The 22,442-nt window shown below is 61.9% G+C and carries 22 protein-coding genes; 16 read left to right on the top strand and 6 right to left on the bottom strand.

Annotation, left to right across the window (positions count from 1 at the left end):
* Positions 1 to 29 precede the first annotated feature (29 nt).
* Complete coding sequence (locus tag AC0L2M_RS03965) at positions 30 to 1,604, bottom strand: trimethylamine methyltransferase family protein (protein ID WP_287342797.1); 1,575 nt, start codon at positions 1,602 to 1,604, stop codon at positions 30 to 32.
* Positions 1,605 to 1,875: 271 nt separating this feature from the next.
* On the opposite strand from AC0L2M_RS03965, the gene AC0L2M_RS03970 reads away from it, so the two are divergent.
* On the top strand, positions 1,876 to 2,574 hold the full coding sequence (locus AC0L2M_RS03970) for a corrinoid protein (RefSeq protein ID WP_095494578.1): 699 nt from the start codon (positions 1,876 to 1,878) through the stop codon (positions 2,572 to 2,574).
* A 129-nt stretch (positions 2,575 to 2,703) separates the two neighbouring features.
* Here the strand turns inward: AC0L2M_RS03970 and AC0L2M_RS03975 are convergent, their stop codons facing one another.
* Both AC0L2M_RS03975 and AC0L2M_RS03980 read right to left on the bottom strand, forming a co-directional pair.
* Positions 2,704 to 2,913 carry a hypothetical protein gene (locus AC0L2M_RS03975; protein ID WP_287285310.1) on the bottom strand — a complete coding sequence of 70 codons (210 nt, stop codon included), beginning with the start codon at positions 2,911 to 2,913 and terminating at the stop codon, positions 2,704 to 2,706.
* 274 nt (positions 2,914 to 3,187) lie between these two features.
* Positions 3,188 to 3,328, bottom strand: a complete 141-nt coding sequence (locus AC0L2M_RS03980) for an entericidin A/B family lipoprotein (RefSeq protein WP_036263015.1) — start codon at positions 3,326 to 3,328, stop codon at positions 3,188 to 3,190.
* Positions 3,329 to 3,392: 64 nt separating this feature from the next.
* Between AC0L2M_RS03980 and AC0L2M_RS03985 the strand changes: the two genes are divergently transcribed.
* A complete protein-coding gene (locus AC0L2M_RS03985; protein ID WP_473534097.1) occupies positions 3,393 to 4,022 on the top strand; it encodes a DUF1638 domain-containing protein in 630 nt (209 codons plus the stop codon).
* Positions 4,023 to 4,026: 4 nt separating this feature from the next.
* On the opposite strand, the gene AC0L2M_RS03990 is transcribed toward AC0L2M_RS03985, so the two are convergent.
* Positions 4,027 to 4,950, bottom strand: a complete 924-nt coding sequence (locus tag AC0L2M_RS03990; protein ID WP_473534098.1) for an NAD-dependent epimerase/dehydratase family protein — start codon at positions 4,948 to 4,950, stop codon at positions 4,027 to 4,029.
* A 123-nt stretch (positions 4,951 to 5,073) separates the two neighbouring features.
* On the opposite strand from AC0L2M_RS03990, the gene AC0L2M_RS03995 reads away from it, so the two are divergent.
* From AC0L2M_RS03995 to AC0L2M_RS04045, 11 genes are all read left to right on the top strand, one after another.
* Positions 5,074 to 5,646 (top strand): DUF4893 domain-containing protein, encoded by a 573-nt coding sequence (locus AC0L2M_RS03995; RefSeq protein WP_287285307.1) that lies wholly within the window; start codon positions 5,074 to 5,076, stop codon positions 5,644 to 5,646.
* A 412-nt stretch (positions 5,647 to 6,058) separates the two neighbouring features.
* Positions 6,059 to 9,466 (top strand): AAA family ATPase, encoded by a 3,408-nt coding sequence (locus AC0L2M_RS04000; RefSeq protein WP_287342806.1) that lies wholly within the window; start codon positions 6,059 to 6,061, stop codon positions 9,464 to 9,466.
* Between the two features lie 50 nt (positions 9,467 to 9,516).
* Positions 9,517 to 10,053 (top strand): nuclear transport factor 2 family protein, encoded by a 537-nt coding sequence (locus tag AC0L2M_RS04005; protein WP_473534099.1) that lies wholly within the window; start codon positions 9,517 to 9,519, stop codon positions 10,051 to 10,053.
* 439 nt (positions 10,054 to 10,492) lie between these two features.
* On the top strand, positions 10,493 to 11,404 hold the full coding sequence (locus tag AC0L2M_RS04010) for a fatty acid desaturase (protein WP_473534100.1): 912 nt from the start codon (positions 10,493 to 10,495) through the stop codon (positions 11,402 to 11,404).
* A 247-nt stretch (positions 11,405 to 11,651) separates the two neighbouring features.
* Positions 11,652 to 11,954: a virulence factor gene (locus AC0L2M_RS04015; RefSeq protein WP_128173850.1), complete on the top strand. Its 303-nt coding sequence runs from the start codon at positions 11,652 to 11,654 to the stop codon at positions 11,952 to 11,954.
* Positions 11,947 to 12,546 (top strand): methylenetetrahydrofolate reductase C-terminal domain-containing protein, encoded by a 600-nt coding sequence (locus AC0L2M_RS04020; protein WP_027154500.1) that lies wholly within the window; start codon positions 11,947 to 11,949, stop codon positions 12,544 to 12,546. The genes AC0L2M_RS04015 and AC0L2M_RS04020 overlap by 8 nt, the downstream gene beginning before the upstream one ends.
* Entirely contained in the window at positions 12,543 to 13,634 is a 1,092-nt protein-coding gene (locus AC0L2M_RS04025; protein ID WP_027154501.1) for a methylenetetrahydrofolate reductase, read from the top strand. Before AC0L2M_RS04020 ends, AC0L2M_RS04025 begins: the two co-directional genes overlap by 4 nt.
* A gap of 78 nt (positions 13,635 to 13,712) precedes the next feature.
* Positions 13,713 to 14,687, top strand: a complete 975-nt coding sequence (locus AC0L2M_RS04030; protein WP_023798928.1) for a methyltetrahydrofolate cobalamin methyltransferase — start codon at positions 13,713 to 13,715, stop codon at positions 14,685 to 14,687.
* Positions 14,638 to 16,767 (top strand): ASKHA domain-containing protein, encoded by a 2,130-nt coding sequence (locus AC0L2M_RS04035; protein ID WP_473534277.1) that lies wholly within the window; start codon positions 14,638 to 14,640, stop codon positions 16,765 to 16,767. The genes AC0L2M_RS04030 and AC0L2M_RS04035 overlap by 50 nt, the downstream gene beginning before the upstream one ends.
* 190 nt (positions 16,768 to 16,957) lie before the next feature.
* Positions 16,958 to 17,143, top strand: coding sequence for a hypothetical protein (locus AC0L2M_RS04040; RefSeq protein WP_473534101.1), 186 nt, complete (start codon positions 16,958 to 16,960; stop codon positions 17,141 to 17,143).
* A 248-nt stretch (positions 17,144 to 17,391) separates the two neighbouring features.
* Entirely contained in the window at positions 17,392 to 18,375 is a 984-nt protein-coding gene (locus AC0L2M_RS04045; RefSeq protein WP_023798924.1) for an alpha/beta hydrolase, read from the top strand.
* A 1-nt stretch (position 18,376) separates the two neighbouring features.
* Here the strand turns inward: AC0L2M_RS04045 and AC0L2M_RS04050 are convergent, their stop codons facing one another.
* Positions 18,377 to 19,276, bottom strand: coding sequence for a LysR substrate-binding domain-containing protein (locus AC0L2M_RS04050; protein WP_473534102.1), 900 nt, complete (start codon positions 19,274 to 19,276; stop codon positions 18,377 to 18,379).
* 207 nt (positions 19,277 to 19,483) lie between these two features.
* Here AC0L2M_RS04050 and AC0L2M_RS04055 point away from each other — a divergent pair, with 207 nt between their 5' ends.
* The 3 genes from AC0L2M_RS04055 to AC0L2M_RS04065 all read left to right on the top strand — a co-directional run bounded on the left by AC0L2M_RS04055 (position 19,484) and on the right by AC0L2M_RS04065 (position 21,425).
* On the top strand, positions 19,484 to 19,672 hold the full coding sequence (locus AC0L2M_RS04055; protein WP_023798922.1) for a hypothetical protein: 189 nt from the start codon (positions 19,484 to 19,486) through the stop codon (positions 19,670 to 19,672).
* A gap of 335 nt (positions 19,673 to 20,007) precedes the next feature.
* A complete protein-coding gene (locus AC0L2M_RS04060; protein ID WP_023798921.1) occupies positions 20,008 to 20,142 on the top strand; it encodes a hypothetical protein in 135 nt (44 codons plus the stop codon).
* Positions 20,143 to 20,486: 344 nt separating this feature from the next.
* Positions 20,487 to 21,425, top strand: a complete 939-nt coding sequence (locus AC0L2M_RS04065; RefSeq protein WP_268931722.1) for a GlxA family transcriptional regulator — start codon at positions 20,487 to 20,489, stop codon at positions 21,423 to 21,425.
* A gap of 53 nt (positions 21,426 to 21,478) precedes the next feature.
* Here the strand turns inward: AC0L2M_RS04065 and AC0L2M_RS04070 are convergent, their stop codons facing one another.
* Complete coding sequence (locus tag AC0L2M_RS04070; protein WP_128166906.1) at positions 21,479 to 22,327, bottom strand: DUF1194 domain-containing protein; 849 nt, start codon at positions 22,325 to 22,327, stop codon at positions 21,479 to 21,481.
* Between the last annotated feature and the right edge of the window lie 115 nt (positions 22,328 to 22,442).

A 22,442-nucleotide genomic window follows, 5' to 3' on the forward strand; every position in this document is an offset into this window, starting at 1 on the left:
ACTTTAGCCCCGCCTGACTCGGGCTCCTTTCAGGTGAAGGCGTCGGCCATCGACGCCTTCTTGCTGGCGATGAAGTCCTTCAGCCCATCGTCGATGCCCTGATCGAGATGCGGCGCCTCGTAGCTTTCCAGCCAGCGGCGGGCGAGTTCGTTGGCGCGCTGCGGTGCCGACTTTTCGCCTTCGGCCAGCCACTGCTCGTAGGAATTGTTGTCGGCGATGCTGGAACGGTAGAAGGCGGTCTGGAAATTGGCCTGGGTGTGGTCACAGCCGAGATAGTGGCTGCCCGGGCCGACCTGGCGGATGGCGTCCATCGCCTGGCCGTTCTCCGACAGGTCGAGGCCTTCGGAGAACTTCTGGGTCATGCCGAGCTGGTCGATGTCCATCATGAACTTTTCGTAGCAGGAAGCGAGCCCGCCCTCGAGCCAGCCGGCCGAGTGCAGCACGAAATTGGTGCCGGCGAGGATCGTCGAGTTCAGCGTGTTGGCGCTCTCATAGGCCGCCTGCGCGTCCGGGATTTTGGAGGCGCAGAGCGAACCGCCGGTGCGGAACGGCAGGCCAAGCCGGCGCGCGAGCTGCGCCGCGCCATAGGAAACCAGTGACGGCTCCGGCGTGCCGAAGGTCGGCGCGCCAGACTGCATCGAGATCGACGAGGCGAAGGTGCCGAACAGCACCGGTGCGCCCGGCCGGATCAGCTGCGTGAACGACGCGCCAGCCAGCACTTCGGCCAGGACCTGGGTCAGCGTGCCAGCGACCGTCACCGGGCTCATTGCGCCGGCGAGGATGAACGGCGTGACGATACAGGCCTGGTTGTGGCGCGAATAGACTTTCAGCGCCCCCAGCATGGTCTCGTCGAACACCATCGGCGAATTGGCGTTGATCAGGCTGGTCAGCACCGTGTTGTTCTCGACGAAATCGTCGCCGAACACGATCTTGGCCATCGCAACCGTATCTTCGGCGCGCTCCGGCGCGGTGACCGAACCCATGAACGGCTTGTCCGAATATTTGATGTGGCTGTAGATCATGTCGAGATGGCGCTTGTTGACCGGCACGTCGACCGGCTCGCACACCGTGCCGCCCGAATGGTGGATCGACGGCGCCATATAGGCGAGCTTCACGAAATTGCGGAAATCCTCGATCGTCGCATAGCGCCTGACGCCGTCGAGGTCGCGCACGAAGGGCGGGCCGTAGACCGGTGCGAAGACCGTGGCGTTGCCACCAATCTGCACCGAACGTTCGGCATTGCGGGCATGCTGGGTGTAGACGGACGGCGCGGTCTTGAGAAGTGAGCGGCAGAGCCCCTTCGGGAAGTGCACGCGCTCGCCCTTGACGTCCGCGCCGGCCTCTTTCCACAGCTGCAGCGCCTCGGCGTCGTCGCGAAAGATGATGCCGATCTCCTCGAGCACCGTGTCGGTGTTCTTCTCGATCAGCGCCAGCCCTTCCTCGTCCAGCACCTCATAGACGTTGATCTTGCGCTTGATGTAGGTGAGCTGGGTGCCGGGGCCGCCACCCGACCGCGCCGCCCGCCGGGCAGCGGCACCACCACTGGCGGCGCGCCCGCGCCGCGCGTTTGACGCTTCCTGGTCGACCGGCGCGTTCTCACTCATGATCGTTCTTCCCTGACTTTTGTTCTGGCACAATTATTATGGCCGCATATCGCGGCTTCTGGCCGGATCGTAATCATGCACCCTATTCGAAACGGCCCGCCAGCGCCAACGCCTGTCGCAAAATCGACAAGAATTCCAATAGATTTGCAGTCGCTTTCCTTTTGCGGGAAGTCGCAAATCAGCTATGGACGCAAGCCTGTAGCGGGTTAGGTATTGACGTGATATTTGAGGCCCCGCAATTGCATCTGTGCGGCAAGGAGCTGGATTAAAAATGGCCGACGACGAGATCATCCTTTCCGAGCTTTCCGACGACGAACTCGTGCAACAGATGCACGACGACCTTTATGACGGGCTGAAGGAAGAGATCGAGGAAGGCACCAACATCCTGCTCGAGCGCGGCTGGGCGCCTTACAAGGTGCTGACCGAGGCGCTGGTCGAGGGCATGCGCATCGTCGGCGAGGATTTCCGCGATGGCATCCTGTTCGTGCCGGAAGTGCTGTTGTCGGCCAACGCAATGAAGGCGGGCATGTTCATCCTGCGTCCGCTGCTTGTCGCCACCGGCGCGCCGAAGCAGGGCAAGATGGTGATCGGCACCGTCAAGGGCGACATCCACGACATCGGCAAGAACCTTGTCGGCATGATGATGGAGGGCGCCGGCTTCGACGTCATCGACCTCGGCATCAACAATGCGGTGGAAAAATATCTCGACGCCATCGAACAGCACCAGCCTGACATCATCGGCATGTCGGCGCTGCTGACGACGACCATGCCCTACATGAAGGTCGTCATCGACACGATGAAGGAAAAGGGCATCCGCGACGACTACGTCGTGCTGGTCGGCGGTGCCCCGCTCAACGAGGAATTCGGCAAGGCCGTCGGCGCCGACGCCTATTGCCGCGACGCGGCCGTGGCAGTCGAGACCGCTAAGGATTTCATGAAGCGCAAGCACAACGTCCGCGCTTCGGCCTGAACTGACGAGGAGAACACAAGAGCATAAGTACGGAGCCCGTACTTATGCTCTTGCAGACGAGGCGCCGCGTAGCGCCGGCATGTCAAGACTTCAACAAGCAACAGCGACCCGCGTAACGGCTTGAAGTGCCTATTCAGACTCTTTCGCCTCTTCCTTTTTCAGGATCGGCGTGTCGGCGGTTGTATTCGCGACGCTTGCGACTGTGGTTTGCTGATCTACGCTTGCAGCTTTGGTTTGCTGATCTACGGAAGCCGTCGTTTTGTTGTGGCCGACACATTCCGCTGCGGCGCCGGATACCGATAGGCCCAGAGCGGCGACAACCAAGAGAGCGGTCTTCATTCTATGCTCCTAGCTTCGTTGTTGAGGTACAGGGAAAGACTACCGGCATGTCCCGCATTGGAAAAGTCAACTTTTTGTGCCTGCCGTGACGATAGGGAATTGCGGAGAGGTGGACACCCAAGCCTGCGCTTCGGCCCATCTCCGCGAACTCGCATGGACAACAGAACGAACCACGCCTTGCGGCGCGGCTTTGTTGCTCCCATATGTTACAAGGGCTTAACGCGCATCGCTTGAACTTCCTCGACAGCGGTGCGCCTTGTTGATATCCGCGGGATCAGGGATTTTGGACCGTATCCTCGACCGCGTTGGCTGTCGATTTGACATCCCTGCCGACACCGCGGACGGTGTTGGCGCAGGCCGAAAGAGCCAGGGCGCAAGCGAGGATGGCGATCGGCGCAATGCGTAGCGGTTTCATGAATGGTATCTCCCTCAACAGATAGATTCGTGGGATAGCAACGAAAATCGGTTAGACTGGTTCCATGAGCATTGCGCGAAAACTACACCCCGATCAAGGTGACAGGCTGCTTGTCATCGCCTGCGGGATGATTGCGCGCGAAGTTCTGGCCGTTACGGAGCAGCTGGGGCTCGACCATCTCGACCTGACCTGCCTGCCGGCGGAGTTCCATTTCTACCCGGACCGCATCGCGCCGGCCATGGACAAGGCAATCGAGAAGGCCAAGGCGGACGGCTACACCAATATTTTCGTCGGCTATGCCGATTGCGGCACCGGCGGCCTGCTCGACCGCGTCTGCGAGAAGCATGGGGTCGAGCGCATGGCCGGTCCGCATTGCTTTGCCTTCTACCAGGGCATGGAAGCCTATGCGAAAATCGCCGACGACGACATGATGTCGTTCTACATGACCGATTTCCTGTGCCGGCAGTTCGACGCCTTCTTCATGAAGCCGCTCGGCCTCGACAGGCATCCGGAGCTGATCAAGGACTATTTCGGCAATTACCAGAAGCTGGTCTATATCGCCCAGACCGACGATCCGGAACTAGACAAGGTCGCCGAGAAAGCCGCGAAAATGCTCGGCCTCGCCTATGAGCGCCGTTCCACCGGCTATGGCGACCTGACGACGGAGCTGGCCAGCGCCGCGGCACACGGCTGACCGTTCAGGCCGCTCCTTCTTCCGCTGCTAGCCCGGCGAGCACAGCGGCAAAGCTCGTCTTGCAGACGAAGCCCAGCCTGTCCCGCGCCCGCGACGCGTCATAGACACGGTCGATCGAGGGAAACATCGTCCAGCCCTTTCGCGCGTAGAGCGCCGGAAATTCCGGAAAATAGCGGGCGACGACGGGCGGCGCGTCAGCGATCAATGCCTCGCAATCATCAGGCCGGAACGGCGTGGGCGCCGAGACGATGAAGATATCGAAGCCCAGTCGCGGCGCCTTCTCCAGCGCCGCGACATGGGCCTCGGCGGCATCTTCCACGGTCAGTCGGCGGAACAACAGCTCATTGGCCTTGGTGTTGGCGTCCGACTGCTCGATCGCATGCGCCATGTCGTCTGCCTCGGGAAAGAACCGGGCGGTGCGCAGCACGATCACCGGCAGTCCGGACTGGATGTGATAGAGGCGGCAAAGATGTTCGGCCGAAAGCTTGGTTACGCCGTAGATGTTGCGCGGCTCGGGCGCCATGTCTTCCGTCAGCCAGGCGGCCTTGCGCGCACCGCCGGTGAGGCCGGCGCGTATGGCTTTCGAGATCATCAGCGAGGTCGTCGACGTGAAGACGAAGCGCTGAACGCCCGATAACACCGCCGCGTCGAGCAGGTTGAGCGTGCCGCGCACATTCGTCTCGATGAAATCCTCATTGCGGTGGTGTTCGATATCAGGCTTGTGCAGTGCGCCGCTGTGGACGATCGCCTCCATGCGGTTTTCCCCGACCGTCCGCATCACCAGATCACGGTCGGCGACCGAGCCGATCACCTGCGTTGGCGCCGACGGGACCGGATCCAGCCCGATGACGTCATGGCCAAGCGCCCGCAGGCGCAGCGCGAGCGCGCTGCCCAGCCAGCCTGACGACCCCGTAAACAAGATCCGCATCGGTGAAACCACGTGTTTTAAGCTGACTGCTGTTAAGCACGGATGACAGGCCGCCGCGAACCGGTAAGTTGGATGCCAAACGAGAAAACACGCTGTTCCAGCCGTCGACCGGGAAACGCACCGATGATCGCTCGCCTCCTGATTGCCGCAGGCGTTTTCTGCTTCGCCCTGCCCGCGCTCGCCGATGGCGAGGTGCAGAAGCTGATCACGCCCGCCGACAAGGTGCGGCTCGACAAATATGACGAGACGCGCAAGGCAGCCCTTGATGAAGCCAGGGCCGGCGACGACGCCGAGGTCAAGCAGCTCGACGCCTTGCTGGCAAAGCCGCTGGTCGCGTTTTCCGGCAAGGACCTGGCCGGCAGCTGGCAGTGCCGCACCATCAAGGCCGGCGGACTGAGCCCGCTCGTCATCTATGGCTGGTTCAAGTGCAAGGTGAGCGACGATGGTTCGGGCTGGATGCTGGAAAAACGCACCGGTTCGCAACGCACCAAGGGCCGTTTCTTCGACGACGGCGAAAAGCGCGCGATCTATCTCGGCTCCTTCTTTGTCAACAACGATCCCGCAAAACCCTATGGCAGCGGCCCGCAAAGCGACCAGGTCGGCTATGCCTTTCGCAACAGCGCCAACGAATGGCGCATCGAGTTCCCGGCCCCTTATCACGAATCGAAGCTCGACATCCTTGAGCTCAGGCGCTGAGCCCGCTGTCCTGAGGCCGATCACAGGGTTAACCCGGCGGTCCAAGCGAACCCACGCGCTGGTGGTGAAGTCCTGACGCTTGGTACACACGTAGAAGGACGCGAGACGACCCCTTGCGGACCATCCCTGATGAGAGGTCAAGGGAACGTCGTGACCCTTTCGCGACCTTGGTTCGCGACCTTGGCGCGGGCGTGGTTTAAGGACAGCTGTGGGGATCTGCCGTTCGTTCCAGCGATCTGAAATTCGGCAGGGTTCAAAGACCGGACGGTTGATCCGCCTACCTCGCTAACACGCCGGCCGCTAGAAGCCCGTCGGCCACAACTTCCATGACGTTGCATAGGACCCCAGTTGTGTAAGACTGCCGGACTGTTGCCGAAGGAGCCCTCCGGCGTCTCCACCGCGGAAGTGGGACATGGACATTGAGGAGTGGCTGCGCAGCTTAGGGCTGCAGCAATACGGCACGGCCTTTCGTGAGAACAACGTCGAGGCCGAAGTGCTCCTGCGGCTGACGGCCGAGGATCTCAAGGACATCGGCGTCAGTTCGGTAGGGCACCGCCGGAAGCTTCTGGAGGCTATTGCCGAGCTGCGGGAAAGTTCCTCTGCAATCTCAGCTGAAGGTGTCAAAGCCTTGACTCAAGTCGCCGAACTTGCGTCGGCACCGGCGTCCCCAACCGGTGCCGAGCGGCGGCAACTGACCGTGATGTTCGCTGATCTGGTCGGCTCCACCGCGATTTCGGCTCGGGTCGATCCCGAGGAGATGAGTGAGATCATCCGAGGCTACCAGAATTGTTGCGCAGGCGAGATTACCCGCTTCGAGGGACACATTGCGAAATTCATGGGCGATGGTGTGCTGGCATATTTCGGCTGGCCACGAGCGCATGAAGATGATGCCGAGCGGGCGGTGCGCGCAGGCTTGGCGGTTGCCAGTTCAGTGGCGCAACTGCGGGCGCCGGATGGCAAGCCGCTTGCGGGCCGGGTGGGGATCGCGACGGGTCTCGTGGTGGTCGGTGAGCTTGTCGGCGACAAGGAAGCGCGCGAGCGGGCGGTGGTCGGCGAGACGCCGACCTTGGCCTCGCGACTGCAGGACTTGGCCCGGCCGGGCAGCGTAATTGTCGCCGAGAGCACAAGACATCTGCTGGGCGATCTGTTCGAGTTGGAGGATCTGGGACCACAGGTTCTGAAGGGCTTCGAGACGGCCTTGAAAGCCTATTCCGTCAGAGGCGAGGGCCGGGCCGAAAGCCGCTTCGAGGCATTCCACACCGGCGCGCTGACGAAGCTCGTTGGCCGCGAGCAGGAGCTGGCTCTGCTTCTGGAACGCTGGTCGCGGGCGGAGGAAGGTGAAGGACAGGTGATTCTCCTCTCCGGGGAGCCGGGGATTGGCAAGTCGCGCATTGTGCGCGCCTTGCGCGAGCACTTGGCCAACGAATCGTACATCCCGCTCAGCAATTACTGCTCGCCGTACCACACCAACAGTGCGCTTTATCCGGTGGTCGGACTTTTGGAGCGGGCGGCGCATTTCGACCGTGATGACACCGCCGAGATGAAGCTCGATAAACTTGAAACTCTGCTCGCTCGGGGCGGCGAGCAGGACCGGGAGGCGGCGCAAGTACTGGCCGCTCTGCTTGCGATCCCAACCGAAACACGCTACCCGCCAATCGATCTGCCGCCACAGCGCATCAAGCAACGCACGCTGGAAATCTTGGTCGAGCAGCTCGCCGGCCTAGCCAGGCAGAAGCCTGTGTTGGCCGTATACGAGGATGTGCATTGGATCGACCCTTCGACACTAGAGCTGCTGGGCCTGGTAATTGAGCGGGTCCAGCGTCTCCCGGCACTGGTTCTGATCACCTTCCGGCCGGAATTCAGCCCACCCTGGACCAGCCATGCCCATGTGACCCAGCTCTCGCTTTCTCGTCTCACGCGACGGCACGGCGCAGCCGTGGCTCTCCGCGTCACCGGCGGCAAGGCGCTACCGCGCGAGGTTCTGGACCAGATCATGGCGCGAACTGACGGGGTTCCGCTATTCGTTGAGGAACTGACCAAGACAGTCCTGGAGTCAGGCCTTTTGCGGGACGTCGGCAATCATTTCGAGTTGACCGGAACTCTCCCGCCGCTGGCGATCCCGGCTACGCTGCACGACTCGCTAATGGCTCGCCTCGATCACCTGGCGCCGGTCAAGGAGGTGGCGCAGATCGGGGCTGTAATCGGCCGCGAATTCTCGCACGATCTGCTGGCCGCCGTGGCGCCGCACGACGAAGGCAAACTGCAGGACGCTTTGGCCCAGCTCTGCAGGTCCGAGCTGATCTATTGCCGCGGTGCGCCGCCGGAAGCGACCTACAGCTTCAAGCATGCGCTTGTGCAGGATGCGGCGTATTCCAGCCTTCTTAAAACTCGGCGGCAGCAGATGCACGCGCGCATCGCCGCGGCTCTCGAAGAGCGTGTGGCAGCGGGTTCCGAGGCTTTGCCGGAGATCATTGCCCATCACTGCACCGAGGCAGGCCTTATCGAGCGGGCAGTCAGCTACTGGTGGCAAGCCGCGCAATCGGCGATCCAGCGCTCTGCAATTTTGGAGTCGATCGCGCACCTGGAAAATGGGCTAAGACTTGTCCGCACGCTACCTGACACTCAGGAGCGCGTCCGCCTGGAGCTGGATATGCAGGTGGCGTTGGGCACCGCCTTTATGGCGGCCAAAGGTTGGTCGTCGCCGGCCACCGCAGCGGCGTTCGCGCGAGCCGAGGAGTTGTGCGAGCGAGTGGACGACATCACTCTGCGCAGCGTGGCCGATTACGGCCGGTATCTCGTCTACCTCCTGCGTGGTCAACTCGATGCTGCGCTGGCAACGACGACATCGATGCTGCGCAGGGCCGAATGCGACTGCGATCGGGCCACAATCATGATCGCACACCGGTGCGTCGGCATCACGTCGGTGCACCGGGGAGATTTTGATGCCGGACGCAAGCATATGGAGGCGTCGTTGGCGCTGTACGATCCGAACGAGCACGCTGCGCTTGCCTATCGATTCGCCTATGATCCCCGTATCGCAAACCTTTGCTATATCGCCCACGCGCTGCTGCACCTCGGTTATCCCGATCAAGCATTCGAGAAATACACCGAGTTGTTACAGGCTATAAGACACCACCGGCACAGCCCATCCGCGGCGTTCGGCCTGTTCCAATCGGCCCTGTTTTGCACTTATTCGAGAGATCTCGGCGCGTATAAGCGCGACAGCAACTTTGGTGCGGATGAGGCCATTGTCGATGAACTGATCTCAATCAGTACGGAGCACGGTTTCTCACTTTGGCGTACAGCAGGGGTCATTCTCAAGGGTTGGGTTCTGATCCAGGCGGGTGAGTCGGATAGCGGTCTTGCTCAAATGCGTGACGGCATAGTCGAATGGCGTGGGCACGACGCTAAGCTTTTTGTGCCACGCTGGCTGCTCATGCTCGCCAGCGCCCTCAGCAGGCTTGGCAACCCACGCGCGGCACTCGACAGGATCGAGGAAGGGCTCGCATTGATCACCGAGACCAACGAGCGGTGGAACGAGACTGAGTTGCACCTCCGCAAGGGCGAACTGCTCCTGGACTTGAAGGCGGACGAGAAGGCCGAGGCTTCCTTCCTGCACGCGCTTACCGTGGCCCAACATCAACGCGCCAAGCTTTGGGAGCTGCGAGCCGCCACATCTCTTGCCCGACTCTGGGTCCAGGGAAACGAGCGGCAAAGGGCCCACGACCTTCTCGCACCGGTTTGCGGCTGGTTCACAGAGGGCTTCGCGACGCCGGACATCAAGGAAGCGAGGACGTTCCTCGATCTAGTAGAATCCTGATCTGCCGTTTTGGACAATCTGCTGCAGTCAACAATCTCAGGGAGGAGATGATGACGTTCCATTCACTCAGGACACGGGAAAAATTACACCCAGCTCGGATTTCGGCGGCGGTGCTGATCGCAATCACCTTGTCTGCCTTCGCGGTCGCTGCGGCGGAAGCGGCAAATGCAGCGGAAGCGGCAAAGAGATTCTTCGACGCTTACCGCGATCGGAAGGTAGACGCCATGACCACTCTTTTTACCGAGAATGCCACGTTCGTCTACTTGCCTTTCGGTGACGCTGGTTCCGGCAATGTCCTCAAAGATGGCGTGCCGGTCTGGCGGACGCTGATCGATGCTTTCCCTGACCTGCGCAACGAGGTTAGCACAATCTGGGAGGACAAGAGCGGTGACGTTGCCTTAGTGGATGTTCACATCGGCGGAAAGCAGACTAAGGACGCGTTTGGAATCACGAACAAAGGCAAGGAGTATTGGTTGCGCCATCTGTTCATTCTGGAAACTAACGAGGAAGGCCGGATCATCAAGATCACGAGCTTTTGGGACAACGCTACTTGGTACACTCAGCTCGGCAAGACCAGCCTAGAGTGATCGCGAGTCGCGCTCTATTGCGCTCGAATGAGCCACATAACGACCCCGGCCGAAACGGCGCGATTCATCCAACCCCAGGAAGCCGCGCCGGGTCGCTCGTCCCGAAGTAGCGCGTCAAGTCCAATCACTAGATGTCTGAATTGAGTGCGGATAACGATTTCGCAAGTGAGACCACGAAGGTCTGATATGGCGCTGCCTGTGCGTTCCAATCGGCGACACGGACGGCAGTTAACCGCCCATCGCTGCAATTCAATTTGGGTATCAACCGTCAGATTTTCACGACTAGCACTATGTCTTTGCGGGCGCCGCGCCGCAGCCTGCCTTGGAAACAATGGTACCATCCGACGATCTGGTTCCATCTCTGGACCGGCGCAAAAACCGGCGTCTGGCAACGAGCGCCGATTTACCGGACAGCGCTCTGGCGATAAGCTTGGCACTTATGAGCGAAATCGACCACCGCACCATCATCGCCAGCCTTTCGGTCGAGGATCGTCGCGACCTCACCGCCAAACTGGACGGGCCCGGGATTGTCCGGCTGGCCGTTCACGGCGGGCTGGTTGTGGTGCTGGGTGCGCTGATCGCCGCCCGCATTCCGTTCTGGCCGGTTCTCGTGCTGCCGCAGGGAATCCTGGTCGTCTTTTTCTTCACGCTGTTGCACGAGACGATCCACGAAACCGCCTTCAGGACGCCGTGGCTCAATCGCGCCATCGCCGCCGTGACCGGCTTCCTGATCCTGCTGCCGCCGGCATGGTTCCGTTATTTCCATCTCGCGCACCATCGCCACACGCACGATCCGGACAACGACCCCGAACTGATGGCTCCGAAACCGGAGACCATCGGCCAGTATGTGCGCTATCTCTCCGGGATCCCCTATTGGAGCGGCATGGCGCGCGTGATCGTCGTCAACGCCGCCGGCCGCAACGGCGACGGCTTCGTGCCGGACAAGGGCCGCGACAAGGTGATTTCGCAAGCGCGTTGGTTTCTGATCGCCTATGCGATGCTGCTGGCAGCCTCCCTGGCCGTGCAGTCAGCGCTGCTGTTGTGGGTCTGGATTGTGCCGGTGCTCGTCGGTCAGCCGTTTTTGCGGGCCTATCTGCTGGCCGAGCACGCGCTCTGCCCGCATGTCGCCAACATGCTCGAAAACACACGCACCACCTTTACCACAAGCCTGGTACGCTTCATGGCGTGGAACATGCCTTACCACTCCGAGCACCATTCTTATCCTGCCGTTCCCTTTCACCGCCTGCCGCGTTTCCACCAAATTGTCGCCGAACATCTCCGCACGACCGAGCGAGGCTATGTCCGCTTCCACAGGAAGCTTGTCGGCAGCTTCGATCGTCGCGCCGGCTGATCAAAACCAGGCCAAGCATCGAATATTTTCGCGTTTCCGTTGCGGCTGCCAATTGCGTCGCTTTTGAATGCGCGCGCGTCGTCCCATAACAAGCAGCCCGACAGCGCTTCCGGCAATGCTCGCACTCACTACAGCGCCGCGCGTCCTATTGGACGCGCAATGGACGCTGTAGCACTTTAAGTCGGCGCATGATCCTTTCCAAAATCGATGCCGATTTTCGGGGTCATGCGCGAGGAGTAGGAAATTCATGGCCGATCTGATCGTCGTCTACTGGCGCGACATCCCCGCCCAGGTCATCGTCAAGAAGGGCCGGCAGAACGCCAAGCGCGAACTGCCGCTGCGCTTTACCGAGGCGATCGACATGTGCGCGATGCGTACCGGCGCCGGCGGCACCGACGACTACCTTGCCGAATGGCGCAAGGCCGACCCCATGCCGGTCAGCGACGATCTTGAAGGCGAGGCGGAAAAAGCCTTTCAGGACATCGACGCGAAATACGACCGCGAGCGGCTGGTCGCTCTGGTCAAGGCGGGCGGAAAAGAAGATGTCTGAAACGACCCCGGCGATTACCCAGGCCACTCTGGTCAAGAAGGCAGCGCCGAAATCCGACTACAAGCCGGCCGACGTGTCGCCGCAGCGGCGCGTGCAGCGCTCCTTCGCGGTCAGGCTGTGGTCCGTCCGCCACTCGCGACTGCTCGAATGGTTCTACGCCAGGTTCTCCGACATGTTTTTGCTCCTCCATCCGCTGTGGAAGCGCATCGGTTACGGCCGCGTCGAAGGTCCGATCAAATTCGTCGAAAAACGCGTCAAGGGTTTTATGTTCGACTGCCGAATGTGCGGCCAGTGCGTCCTTTCTTCTACCGGCATGTCGTGCCCGATGAATTGCCCCAAGCAATTGCGCAACGGCCCTTGCGGCGGTGTGCGCGCCAACGGCAATTGCGAGGTCGAGCCTGATATGCCGTGCGTCTGGGTCAAGGCCTGGGAAGGTTCACGCAACATGGTGCATGGCGACAAGATCCTCGACGTGCAGAAGCCGGTCGACCAGTCGCTGCGCGAGACCTCGGCATGGCTGCGGGTGACCGCACAGGCCGCCGCCGCCCGCGAAGCCGCGCGCAATGTTCCAAAACCTGGGGCACCGGCATGATCGGCCGCCAGCCCGACGAGAACCCGGCCGGCATCCATCTGCCGCTCGACCCCCTGCCCGGCCACACCTCGCGCGGCCGGCTGGAGCGCGTCCTGAGGCGCGGCGAATTCGCGGTGACCACCGAGCTCAACCCGCCGGACAGCGCCGATCCGGAAGACGTCTACAACCGCGCCAAAATCTTCGACGGCTGGGTCGACGCCATCAACGCCGTCGACGCCTCGGGCGCCAACTGCCACATGTCGTCGGTCGGCATCTGTGCGCTGCTGACCCGCATGGGTTATGCCCCGATCATGCAGATCGCCTGCCGCGACAGGAACCGCATCGCCATCCAGGGCGACGTGCTGGGCGGGGCGGCGATGGGCGTCGCCAACATGCTGTGCCTGACCGGCGACGGCGTGCAGGCCGGAGACCAGCCAGGCGCCAAGCCGGTATTCGATCTCGACTGCATGTCACTGCTGGAAACCTGCCGCATCATGCGCGACAACGGCAAGTTCCTGTCCGGCCGCAAGCTGACGACGCCGCCGCAGCTTTTCCTCGGCGCGGCGATCAACCCTTTCGCGCCGCCGATCGATTTCCGCCCCTACCGGCTGGGCAAGAAAATCGCCGCCGGCGCGCAATTTGTGCAGAGCCAGTACTGCTTCGACGTGCCGATGTTCCGCACCTACATGCAGCAGGTCCGCGATCTCGGTTTTACGGAAAAATGCTTCATCCTGTGCGGCGTCGGACCGCTGGCCTCGGCCAAGACCGCCAAATGGATCCGCTCAAACGTGCCGGGCATTCATATCCCCGATTCGATCGTCAAGCGGCTGGAAGGCGCCCAGGACCAGAAGAAGGAAGGCAAGCAGCTCTGCATCGATATCATCAACGAGGTGAAAGAAATTCCCGGCGTCTGCGGCGTCCATGTGATGGCCTATCGCCAGGAGGAATATGTCGCCGAGATCGTCGATGAATCGGGCGTGCTGAAGGGGCGCCAGCCCTGGAAACGCGAAATCCGCCGCGACGATCAGCTCGTCGCCGACCGGCTCGACCACATTTTGCACGACGAGATCACCGAAACGCAGGTCGACATGGTCAAGACCGCGCATTGATGGCGCGGACGCCACCATTCGCTTGATCGAAAACAGAAACGATATAAAGAAGTCTTTATATCACGAGGGAGAGATTGCATGACCCGGACGATCGTCGCCTCGGCGACACGAGAAATCATCATCGGCTTCGACCAGCCCTTCTGCGTGATCGGTGAGCGCATCAATCCAACCGGGCGCAAGAAGCTCGCGGCCGAGATGATCGCAGGCAATTTCGATACCGTCATCAGGGACGCGCTGGAACAGGCCGCCTGCGGTGCGACCATGCTCGACGTCAATGCCGGCGTCACCTCGGTCAACCCGAACGAGACCGAACCCGGCCTGCTGGTGCAGACGCTGGAGATCGTGCAGGGGCTGGTCGACCTGCCGCTGTCGATCGACAGTTCGGTGACCGCGGCGATCGAGGCGGCGCTCAGGGTCGCCAAGGGCCGGCCGCTGGTCAACTCCGTCACCGGCGAGGAAGAAAAGCTCGAAGCCATCCTGCCGCTGGTCAAGAAATACAATGTCCCGGTGGTTGCCATCTCCAACGACGAGACAGGCATTTCGATGGATCCGGATGTGCGCTTCGCCGTCGCCAAGAAGATCGTCGAGCGCTGCGCCGATTTCGGCATTCCGGCGCATGACGTGGTCGTCGACCCGCTGGTCATGCCGATCGGCGCGCTCGGCGACGCCGGCCGCCAGGTCTTTGCCCTGCTGCGCCGGCTGCGTGAAGAGCTCAAGGTAAACACCACTTGCGGCCTGTCAAACATCTCGTTCGGCCTGCCGCACCGCCACGGCATCAATGCTGCCTTCATCCCGATGGTGATCGGCGCTGGCATGACCTCGGCGATCATGAACCCGGTGCGGCCGCAGGAGATGGAAGCGGTGCGCGGCGCCAATGTGCTAAACGGCACCGACGAGAACTGCACCAACTGGATAAGGACCTACAAGGACTACAAGCCGGCCGAAGGCGGCCAGGCGATCGCGGCGCCCACGCAAGTCAATGCGCCGGGCGAAGGTAATGGCAATGGCGGTCGCCGGCGCGGCGGTCGTGAAGCCCGTATGGCCCGAGGATAAGCGCGCAATCGTGAACTCTCCTGCCAACATCACCGATCCGCTCGTGCTGTTCATGCCGTCCGGCAAGCGCGGGCGGTTTCCGGTCGGCACGCCGGTGCTCGATGCCGCACGCCAGCTCGGCGTCTATGTCGAGAGCGTGTGCGGTGGACGCGCCACTTGCGGGCGCTGCCAGGTCGAGGTGCAGGAAGGCAATTTCGCCAAGCACAAGATCGTCTCTTCCAACGACCACATCTCGCCCAAGGGCGCCAAGGAGGAACGCTACGAACGCGTGCGCGGCCTTCCCGAACGGCGCCGCCTGTCCTGCTCGGCGCAGATCCTGGGCGATCTCGTCGTGGATGTGCCGCAGGACACGGTCATCAACGCCCAGACCATTCGCAAGGATGCCGACACCAGGGTCATTGCCCGCGATTCGGCAATCCACATGTGCTATGTCGAGATCGAAGAGCCCGACATGCACAATCCATCAGGCGATCTCGATCGCCTGAAGATCGCGCTGATGAAGGACTGGGGGCTCAACAGCCTCGATTTCGATTTCCATCTGCTGCCGCAGGTGCAAGTCATCCTGCGCAAAGGCAACTGGACCGCGACCGCCGCCATCCACAAGGATGCCGACAGCGAGACCGCTCGGGTCATCTCGTTGTGGCCCGGCCTCAAGAACGAGGCCTACGGGCTTGCCTGCGATATCGGCTCGACCACCATCGCCATGCATCTGGTGTCGCTGCTGTCGGGCCGCGTCGCCGCCTCGTCAGGCACGTCGAACCCGCAGATCCGCTTCGGCGAGGATCTGATGAGCCGCGTTTCCTATGTGATGATGAACCCGGACGGCCGCGAAGGCATGACGGTCGCGGTGCGCGAGGCGATCTCGGGTCTCGTCGACAAGGTTTGCGCGGAAGGCAACGTCCAGCGCAACGACATCCTGGATTGCGTCTTCGTCGGCAATCCGATCATGCACCATCTGTTCCTCGGCATCGACCCGACCGAACTCGGCGGCGCGCCCTTCGCGCTGGCTGTCTCGGGCGCCGTGCACATCAAGGCGTCGGATATCGGCCTGAAGCTCAACCAGGGCGCTAGGCTCTACATGCTGCCTTGCATCGCCGGCCATGTCGGCGCCGACGCGGCTGCGGTGACGCTGTCGGAAGGCCCGCACCGCCAGGACGAGATGATGCTGATCGTCGATGTCGGCACCAATGCCGAGATCGTGCTCGGCAATCGCCAGCGGGTCGTGGCGGCCTCGTCGCCCACCGGTCCGGCCTTCGAGGGCGCGGAAATCTCCGGCGGCCAGCGCGCTGCGCCCGGCGCCATCGAGCGCGTCCGCATCGATCCCGACACGCTGGAGCCGAAATACCGCGTCATCGGCTCGGAACTGTGGTCCGACGAGCCCGGCTTCCTCGACAGCGTCCAGGCAACCGGCGTCACCGGCATCTGCGGCTCCGGCATCATCGAGGTGGTCGCCGAGATGTACCTGGCCGGCATCATCTCCGAGGACGGCGTCGTCGACGGTGGGCTCTGCGCCCGCTCGCCGCGCGTCACCGCCAGTGGCCGCACCTTCTCCTACGTGCTGAAGGAGGGTGAGCCGAGGATCACCATCACCCAGACCGACGTGCGCGCCATCCAGCTCGCCAAGGCGGCACTCTATGCCGGCACCAAGCTGTTGATGGAAAAGCAGCACACCGATCATGTCGACCGCATCCACTTCGCCGGCGCCTTCGGCTCCTTCATCGATCCGAAATACGCCATGGTGCTGGGACTGATCCCCGATTGCGATCTCGACAAGGTCTCGGCCGTCGGCAACGCCGCCGGTGCCGGTGCGCGCATGGCGCTGCTCAATCGCGGCTATCGCCGCGAGATCGAGGAAACGGTGAGCCGGATCGAGAAGATCGAGACGGCGCTGGAGCCGAGATTCCAGGAGCATTTCGTCTATGCCATGGCGCTGCCGAACAAGATCGACCCGTTCCCAAAACTATCGGCGGCGGTGAAGCTGCCGCCGCGCAAGACCGTGAGCGAGGACGGCATTGCCGGCGATGCCGCGCCACGGCGTCGTTCGCGCGAAGGCCACGCCGCCCGGCGCGGCCGGGGGTAGCATCCCGCTGCTAAAAGCTGCACTTCGCCCTCATTCTCATTTGCATGCCCATGTTTCCGGATCAGCCCAAACAGAAACAAGGCGCTGTTTTCGCGAAATCCACCCGATACACACGCGGCGCATTTAACCGGCATCGAACGGCAGGCAGGAAATAACTTTCAGCCGCCGCAGCACTCCAAGGGAGATGAAGATGTCGATGTTCGAAAGCCTCGGCCGCTTTGGTACGGCCATCAAGCATGCGCACAACAGGAACAGATCGGTCCGGGCCATGAACAGCCTGCCGCCCGAAATTCAGAAGGATATCGGCTGGCCCGTGTCGCCGCGCAACGACCCGCAGGTCACCTTCTCGGCCCGGCTTCGGGGTTCGGCGCGCTGATGACCTTCGCCGACAAATGCAAGCTGCTGGCCAAGCGCCGGAACCGTCATCCGGCTCCGGCAGCAAGCGACCGTCGGCTGCGCGCCGTACTGCTGCCCAGGCGCTGAGCGATGCTGCGCTGGCCTTGATTGCCAGCCAGATCACAGGGCCGTGTTGAGACCGCGCAAATCTTGACATTCTGGGCGAAGGCACGATCTTCGATTGCGAGGGGTTCTCTTAGTCGGCTCAGCCGAAGTCCGTGTGTCCGCATGCCCAGTATCAAAAGCCACGTCGTTTCCTTCGTGCTCAGGTATAGCCGCAAGAAAGCCTTTTCCAGCCCGGAAAACCTGCAGCGCTGGATCGCCTACGCCCGCAAGACGGAGAACCATCAGCCGCCCGCATCGCTGCATCAGCGTTTCGAGATCGCGACGCGCAGCGTGGACGGCTTTCCCGTGTACGAGATCGCGCCGAAGACCGGCGAGCGAAAGCGGATCCTCTACCTGCATGGCGGCGCCTATGTCTTTCAAATCACGTCTTATCACTGGGGACTGATCGCCGATATGGCCGACCGGCTGGGCTTCGGCATCACCGTGCCGATCTACCCCATTGCTCCCGAACACGATTTCCACGCCATGTTCGGCATGGTCGGCGAGGTCTACCGTCAGATGCTCGACGAAACGGAAGCGCAGGACATCGTCTTCATTGGCGATTCCGCCGGCGGCAACATGGCCGTGGTGCTGACCATGATGGCCGCGGAAGCCGACCTGCCATTGCCGTCGCGCCATGTGCTGATTTCGCCCGGGCTCGATCTGTCGCTCGCCAACCCCGAAGTGTTCGAGGCGGAACGCTACGATCCGTGGCTGGGAATTCCTGGCGGGCTGGAGGCAGTCCGGCTCTACAGTGCCGGCATAGATCCCAGCGACTGGCGCATCAGTCCGCTTTACGGTGACCTCTCGGTGTTGCCGAAAACGCTGCTTTTGACCGGTTCGCGCGACATGCTGACCCCCGACAATCTGATCTTCGCGCAAAAGGCCCGTGCCGCCGGTGTCGCGATAGAGGTTGTGCACGAGCAAGGCATGTTCCATGCTTGGCCGCTGATCGACATGCCAGAAGCGCGGCGCGCGCGGGACAGCATCGTGACGTTTTTAGCCAGCGACACCGAAAGCTATCATGCCAAGGCCGGCGAATTGGCACTGCAAAGGACAGGTCGTGAAGTCCCCACTCACAACCTGTCTACGCCGTCGAAGTCCTGAATCAAAACTTTCCGGTTTCTTTGAACACTTCGAAGGTCGCGCGGATGTGATCGGCAACGGCTTTCACTGGCGCGCTGGCGTCCGGCGCCACGACCATGGCCAGATTGTAGGTGCCGATATTGGGCATGCCGTCCTTCGGGCAAAGCTCGACCATGTCGCTGCCGAGGAACGATTTCGGCAGCGGCGCCACCGCGAGGTCGGACATGATTGCGGCGCGCTGGCCGGCGGTGTGCGCACTCATATAGGCGACGCGGTAGTTGCGGCCCTCACGCCCAAGCGCTTCGAGCGCCCCGGCCCGCCAGGCGCAGCCCTCTTCCCACAATGACACCGGCAGCGGTTCGCGCAGATGCGCGCAGCCGCCCTTGGCGCCGGCCCAGACGATCGGTTCGGTGAGCAGCACTTCGGCGCCGAGCGCGCTGGTCTTGTATGAATTGGTGAGAAGCGTGATGTCGAGCGCCCGGTCGTCCATGCGCCGACGCAGATTGACGCTCTGGTCGATGGTCACGTCGACGGCAATCGAAGGATGCGACTGTGCAAAACGCTTCAGCACGTGCGGCAGCACGCGCTCGCCATAGTCGTCGGGCGAGCCGAGCCGCACCACCCCGACAATGTCGGGGATGATGAACTTCGACACCACCTCGCGGTTGATCGACAACAGCCGGCGGGCGTAGCCGAGCAGCATCTCGCCATCCGTGGTCAGCGTCACCGAGCGCGCGTCGCGCGCAAACACCGAGCGGCCGAGAATGTCCTCCAGCTTCTTGATCTGCATGGAGACGGCCGACGGCGTGCGGAAGACGGCACTGGCAGCGGTGGTGAAACTGCCGGTCTCGGCGATCGCCACGAAGGTGCGCAAGACGTCGAGGTCGAGCAGCGGCAACGGATGATTGAGTGGGGCGTTCATCGGGATCGACCTTCAATTTTTCTGATGCAAACTATCATTCCATTTCGTTTGATTGAACATCACTTTGGGAGGATAGTCAACTCCATCGAAGGCAGACGGCGATTACACTGATCTGCAATCGACACGAAATGAAGCTGAAACAAACCGGATGTAGCGCTTGGTCCGCCGAGCGACCGGCACCCGACCCAATCCTAAAGGAGAATTGAAATGTCTGTCCTGTCATCCATCGGCCGCATCGCGACCGAATTCAGCGCGGCCCGCGCCCGCTACCAGACCGAACGCGCCATCCGCTCTCTGCCGATCGAACTGCAGAAGGATATCGGCTGGCCTGAAGCCGCCGACACCAAGACCGGCACTCGCCACGGCGTTGGATCCTGGGCTGGCGGAGCAAAATAGATCGTGTGTATCAAAAGCTGAGGGCCTGCCGCACAGACCATGTCCGGCAGGCCTTTTATTTGTTGATCAAATGTTCTTTTAGAGCCATGTCGCCGTTGCATGACGCATATGAATACGCCGCATAGCAGCGGGATTCCTGCCTAACGCCTTGTACATATTCACAAATCTTGGGCGGACTGCCCAAACTTATCGCATGCCATGTCGCTTTTCATGTCAAGTGCTTCGCTTTTGTGATTTAGTTTCCCTTCACGTAAGCCTATATCAGCGCCAGCCAACGAGCTGCCCCACTCCATCACGCGAAGGCGACCCGTCTGAGCAACCGAATGGAGATGATGATGAAGCTTTTTGCCCGCCTTTTTGCTCGCCGTGAAATGAGCCTGACGACCGCGCTCGAGCGCCAGCGCCTTGCCAACACAATGCCTGGCCAGACCGGCGCCGTGGCCGCCGCGCGCCTCGGCTTCGTCGCCTGATCTGCCAAGCTCGCAAGCGGCGCTCGCTGCTTCAAAGTTTGATCACAACGCCGCTTCGGTTTGCCGAGGCGGCGTGCCTGGTCATGCCCGACCACATGCGGCCTATGCTCAATCCGGCAGCAGGTTGGGTCGACATCGCATAGCGATTGCCCATTTGCGACCCATGTCGCAAATAAAGTCTTTTCGTTGCCGCCTAGCCGATTGACAGGAAAGATTTTTCCTGATGTCGCTATGCTGATCGCGACATCCTGTTCGCGCCATTGCAGCGTGAGGGTTACCCTGTGAACGTCGTAAATCATCCGATCAGGCGATCGTTTGTATTCTTCCTGGTCCCCGATTTCACCATGATCGCCTTTGCAACGGCGCTCGATCCGTTGCGCTCGGCCAACCGGATGCTCGGCTACGAAGCCTACCGCTGGCGGCTCGCCAGCATCGACGGCAAGCCGGTGCGCGCCTCGAACGGCGTCGAATGCGCCGTCGACACCTCGCTGGAGGACGAACGCAAGAAGATGTCCGGCTCCGAACGGCCGAACATGGCGGTCGTTTGCAGCGGCATCAATGTCGAGCGCTACCAGAACAAATCGGCCTTCGCCTGGCTGCGCGAGGAATACAATCGCGGCGTCGCCATCGGCGGCCTGTGCACTGGCGCTCATATACTGGCCGCCGCCGGCCTGTTGTCCAACAAGCGCTGCGCCATTCATTGGGAGAACCTGCCGGGCTTTTCCGAAGCGTTCCCGAAGGCCAATGTCTTTGCCGACCTCTTCGAGATCGACCAGAACATCTACACCTGCGCCGGCGGCACCGCGGCGCTCGATATGATGCTGAAGCTGATCGGCGACGATTTCGACGACAATCTCGTTAACCGGGTCTGCGAGCAGGTCTTGACTGACCGCGTGCGCAGCCCGACCGATCGCCAGCGCCTGCCGCTGCGCGCACGCCTTGGCGTGCAGAACTCCAAGGTGCTGACCATCATCGAATTGATGGAAGCAAACCTGTCCGAGCCGCTGTCGTTGATCGAGATCGCCGACCATGTCGACCTGTCACGCCGGCAGATCGAGCGCCTGTTCCGCACCGAGATGGGACGATCCCCTGCCCGCTACTATTTGGAGATCCGCCTCGACCGGGCTCGGCACTTGCTGATCCAATCATCGCTGCCGGTGGTCGAAGTGGCGGTCGCTTGCGGCTTCGTCTCCGCCTCGCATTTCTCCAAATGCTACCGCGAGCTCTATGCGCGCTCGCCGCAGCAGGAGCGCGTCGATCGCAAGCAGTTGCTGGCCGCGTAGACAAGGCAAGGCAATATTTTGCACGCGTACCTCTGGCGGATGGCGATTGAAGTCTAGCGGGTGTCGAACATCCAGCTTCGGTCGCGCCACATTTTCTCGCCGACCAGGCAGTCGGTGGCCGGCTTGTCCTGCGCCAGCACCACCGGCGGATGCGCCGCTTCTTCCCCCGCCCATTGCGGTGAGGCAGGCCCGGCAAGCTCAAGCACCAGCTTGCGGCGGATCGCTTCGGGAAATTGCGTCCACTCGTTGACCGGGATCATGAACGCGCCGGGCCCGCCGATGACGCAGTCTGTGTAATAGCGGTCGAGATAGTTGACGTCGTAGACGCTGGTGAAGCCGCCCCGGGTCATCAGCGGCAGGCCGTTGATGGTAATGCCTTGCCTGACCAGTTCGTCACGGATGATGTCGACGGGGGCACCTTGATTGTTGGGGCCATCGCCTGAAATGTCGATGACACGCTTGACGCCCTGAAAGCCGCTCTCGGCGAAGAGATCGCTGCTGAATTGCAAGGCACCGGAAATCGAGGTGCGCCGCGCGCTGTTGGGCGCATGGGCGGAGAGTTGCTCGACCACCCGCTCGGCGTCGGCACGATTGGCGATCACCGTCCACGGCACGATGATGTGCTGCCAGGTCGTGCCGGCCCATTCGACATAGGTGACGGCAATCTTGCCGTAGGCGCCGTCGGCGATGGCCTGCAGTACCGTGTCATGCGTCAGTGCCGCGACATAGCCGCGACGCTGGATTTCGAGTTCGGCCGGCGACATCGACAGCGAAACGTCGACCGCCAGCACCAGTTCGACGTCAACGGGATCGGCAGCGCGGGATTCCGGCGCCTGGACGAACGTCAGCGCCAGCGCGGCGGCGCCTGAGAGGAGATGTCCTGCGCGGGGAAAAGCAGACATGCCGCAAGGTAAGCGAAAATCGTCGCACCACAAAGCGAAAAGCCTAGCCCCGGGCTAATGCATGTCGTCCAAAAGCATGCCCTCGGGCTTGAACCAAGGATGCGCAGCGGGTTTG

Source organism: Mesorhizobium sp. WSM4806 (genome assembly GCF_055811635.1).

Excerpts from the sequence above, each read along its gene's own strand:
- AC0L2M_RS04015 (WP_128173850.1), top strand. The coding sequence starts at position 11,652 with ATGGCCGATCTGATCGTCGTCTACTGGCGCGACATCCCCGCCCAGGTC.
- AC0L2M_RS04050 (WP_473534102.1), bottom strand. The coding sequence starts at position 19,276 with ATGAACGCCCCACTCAATCATCCGTTGCCGCTGCTCGACCTCGACGTC.
- AC0L2M_RS04040 (WP_473534101.1), top strand. The coding sequence starts at position 16,958 with ATGTCGATGTTCGAAAGCCTCGGCCGCTTTGGTACGGCCATCAAGCAT.
- AC0L2M_RS03995 (WP_287285307.1), top strand. The coding sequence starts at position 5,074 with ATGATCGCTCGCCTCCTGATTGCCGCAGGCGTTTTCTGCTTCGCCCTG.
- AC0L2M_RS04030 (WP_023798928.1), top strand. The coding sequence starts at position 13,713 with ATGACCCGGACGATCGTCGCCTCGGCGACACGAGAAATCATCATCGGC.
- AC0L2M_RS04070 (WP_128166906.1), bottom strand. The coding sequence starts at position 22,327 with ATGTCTGCTTTTCCCCGCGCAGGACATCTCCTCTCAGGCGCCGCCGCG.
- AC0L2M_RS03990 (WP_473534098.1), bottom strand. The coding sequence starts at position 4,950 with ATGCGGATCTTGTTTACGGGGTCGTCAGGCTGGCTGGGCAGCGCGCTC.
- AC0L2M_RS04025 (WP_027154501.1), top strand. The coding sequence starts at position 12,543 with ATGATCGGCCGCCAGCCCGACGAGAACCCGGCCGGCATCCATCTGCCG.
- AC0L2M_RS04065 (WP_268931722.1), top strand. The coding sequence starts at position 20,487 with ATGATCGCCTTTGCAACGGCGCTCGATCCGTTGCGCTCGGCCAACCGG.
- AC0L2M_RS04005 (WP_473534099.1), top strand. The coding sequence starts at position 9,517 with ATGACGTTCCATTCACTCAGGACACGGGAAAAATTACACCCAGCTCGG.
- AC0L2M_RS03965 (WP_287342797.1), bottom strand. The coding sequence starts at position 1,604 with ATGAGTGAGAACGCGCCGGTCGACCAGGAAGCGTCAAACGCGCGGCGC.
- AC0L2M_RS04045 (WP_023798924.1), top strand. The coding sequence starts at position 17,392 with ATGCCCAGTATCAAAAGCCACGTCGTTTCCTTCGTGCTCAGGTATAGC.
- AC0L2M_RS04010 (WP_473534100.1), top strand. The coding sequence starts at position 10,493 with ATGAGCGAAATCGACCACCGCACCATCATCGCCAGCCTTTCGGTCGAG.
- AC0L2M_RS03980 (WP_036263015.1), bottom strand. The coding sequence starts at position 3,328 with ATGAAACCGCTACGCATTGCGCCGATCGCCATCCTCGCTTGCGCCCTG.
- AC0L2M_RS03975 (WP_287285310.1), bottom strand. The coding sequence starts at position 2,913 with ATGAAGACCGCTCTCTTGGTTGTCGCCGCTCTGGGCCTATCGGTATCC.
- AC0L2M_RS04060 (WP_023798921.1), top strand. The coding sequence starts at position 20,008 with ATGAAGCTTTTTGCCCGCCTTTTTGCTCGCCGTGAAATGAGCCTGACG.
- AC0L2M_RS04020 (WP_027154500.1), top strand. The coding sequence starts at position 11,947 with ATGTCTGAAACGACCCCGGCGATTACCCAGGCCACTCTGGTCAAGAAG.
- AC0L2M_RS04055 (WP_023798922.1), top strand. The coding sequence starts at position 19,484 with ATGTCTGTCCTGTCATCCATCGGCCGCATCGCGACCGAATTCAGCGCG.
- AC0L2M_RS03985 (WP_473534097.1), top strand. The coding sequence starts at position 3,393 with ATGAGCATTGCGCGAAAACTACACCCCGATCAAGGTGACAGGCTGCTT.
- AC0L2M_RS04035 (WP_473534277.1), top strand. The coding sequence starts at position 14,638 with ATGGCGGTCGCCGGCGCGGCGGTCGTGAAGCCCGTATGGCCCGAGGAT.
- AC0L2M_RS03970 (WP_095494578.1), top strand. The coding sequence starts at position 1,876 with ATGGCCGACGACGAGATCATCCTTTCCGAGCTTTCCGACGACGAACTC.
- AC0L2M_RS04000 (WP_287342806.1), top strand. The coding sequence starts at position 6,059 with ATGGACATTGAGGAGTGGCTGCGCAGCTTAGGGCTGCAGCAATACGGC.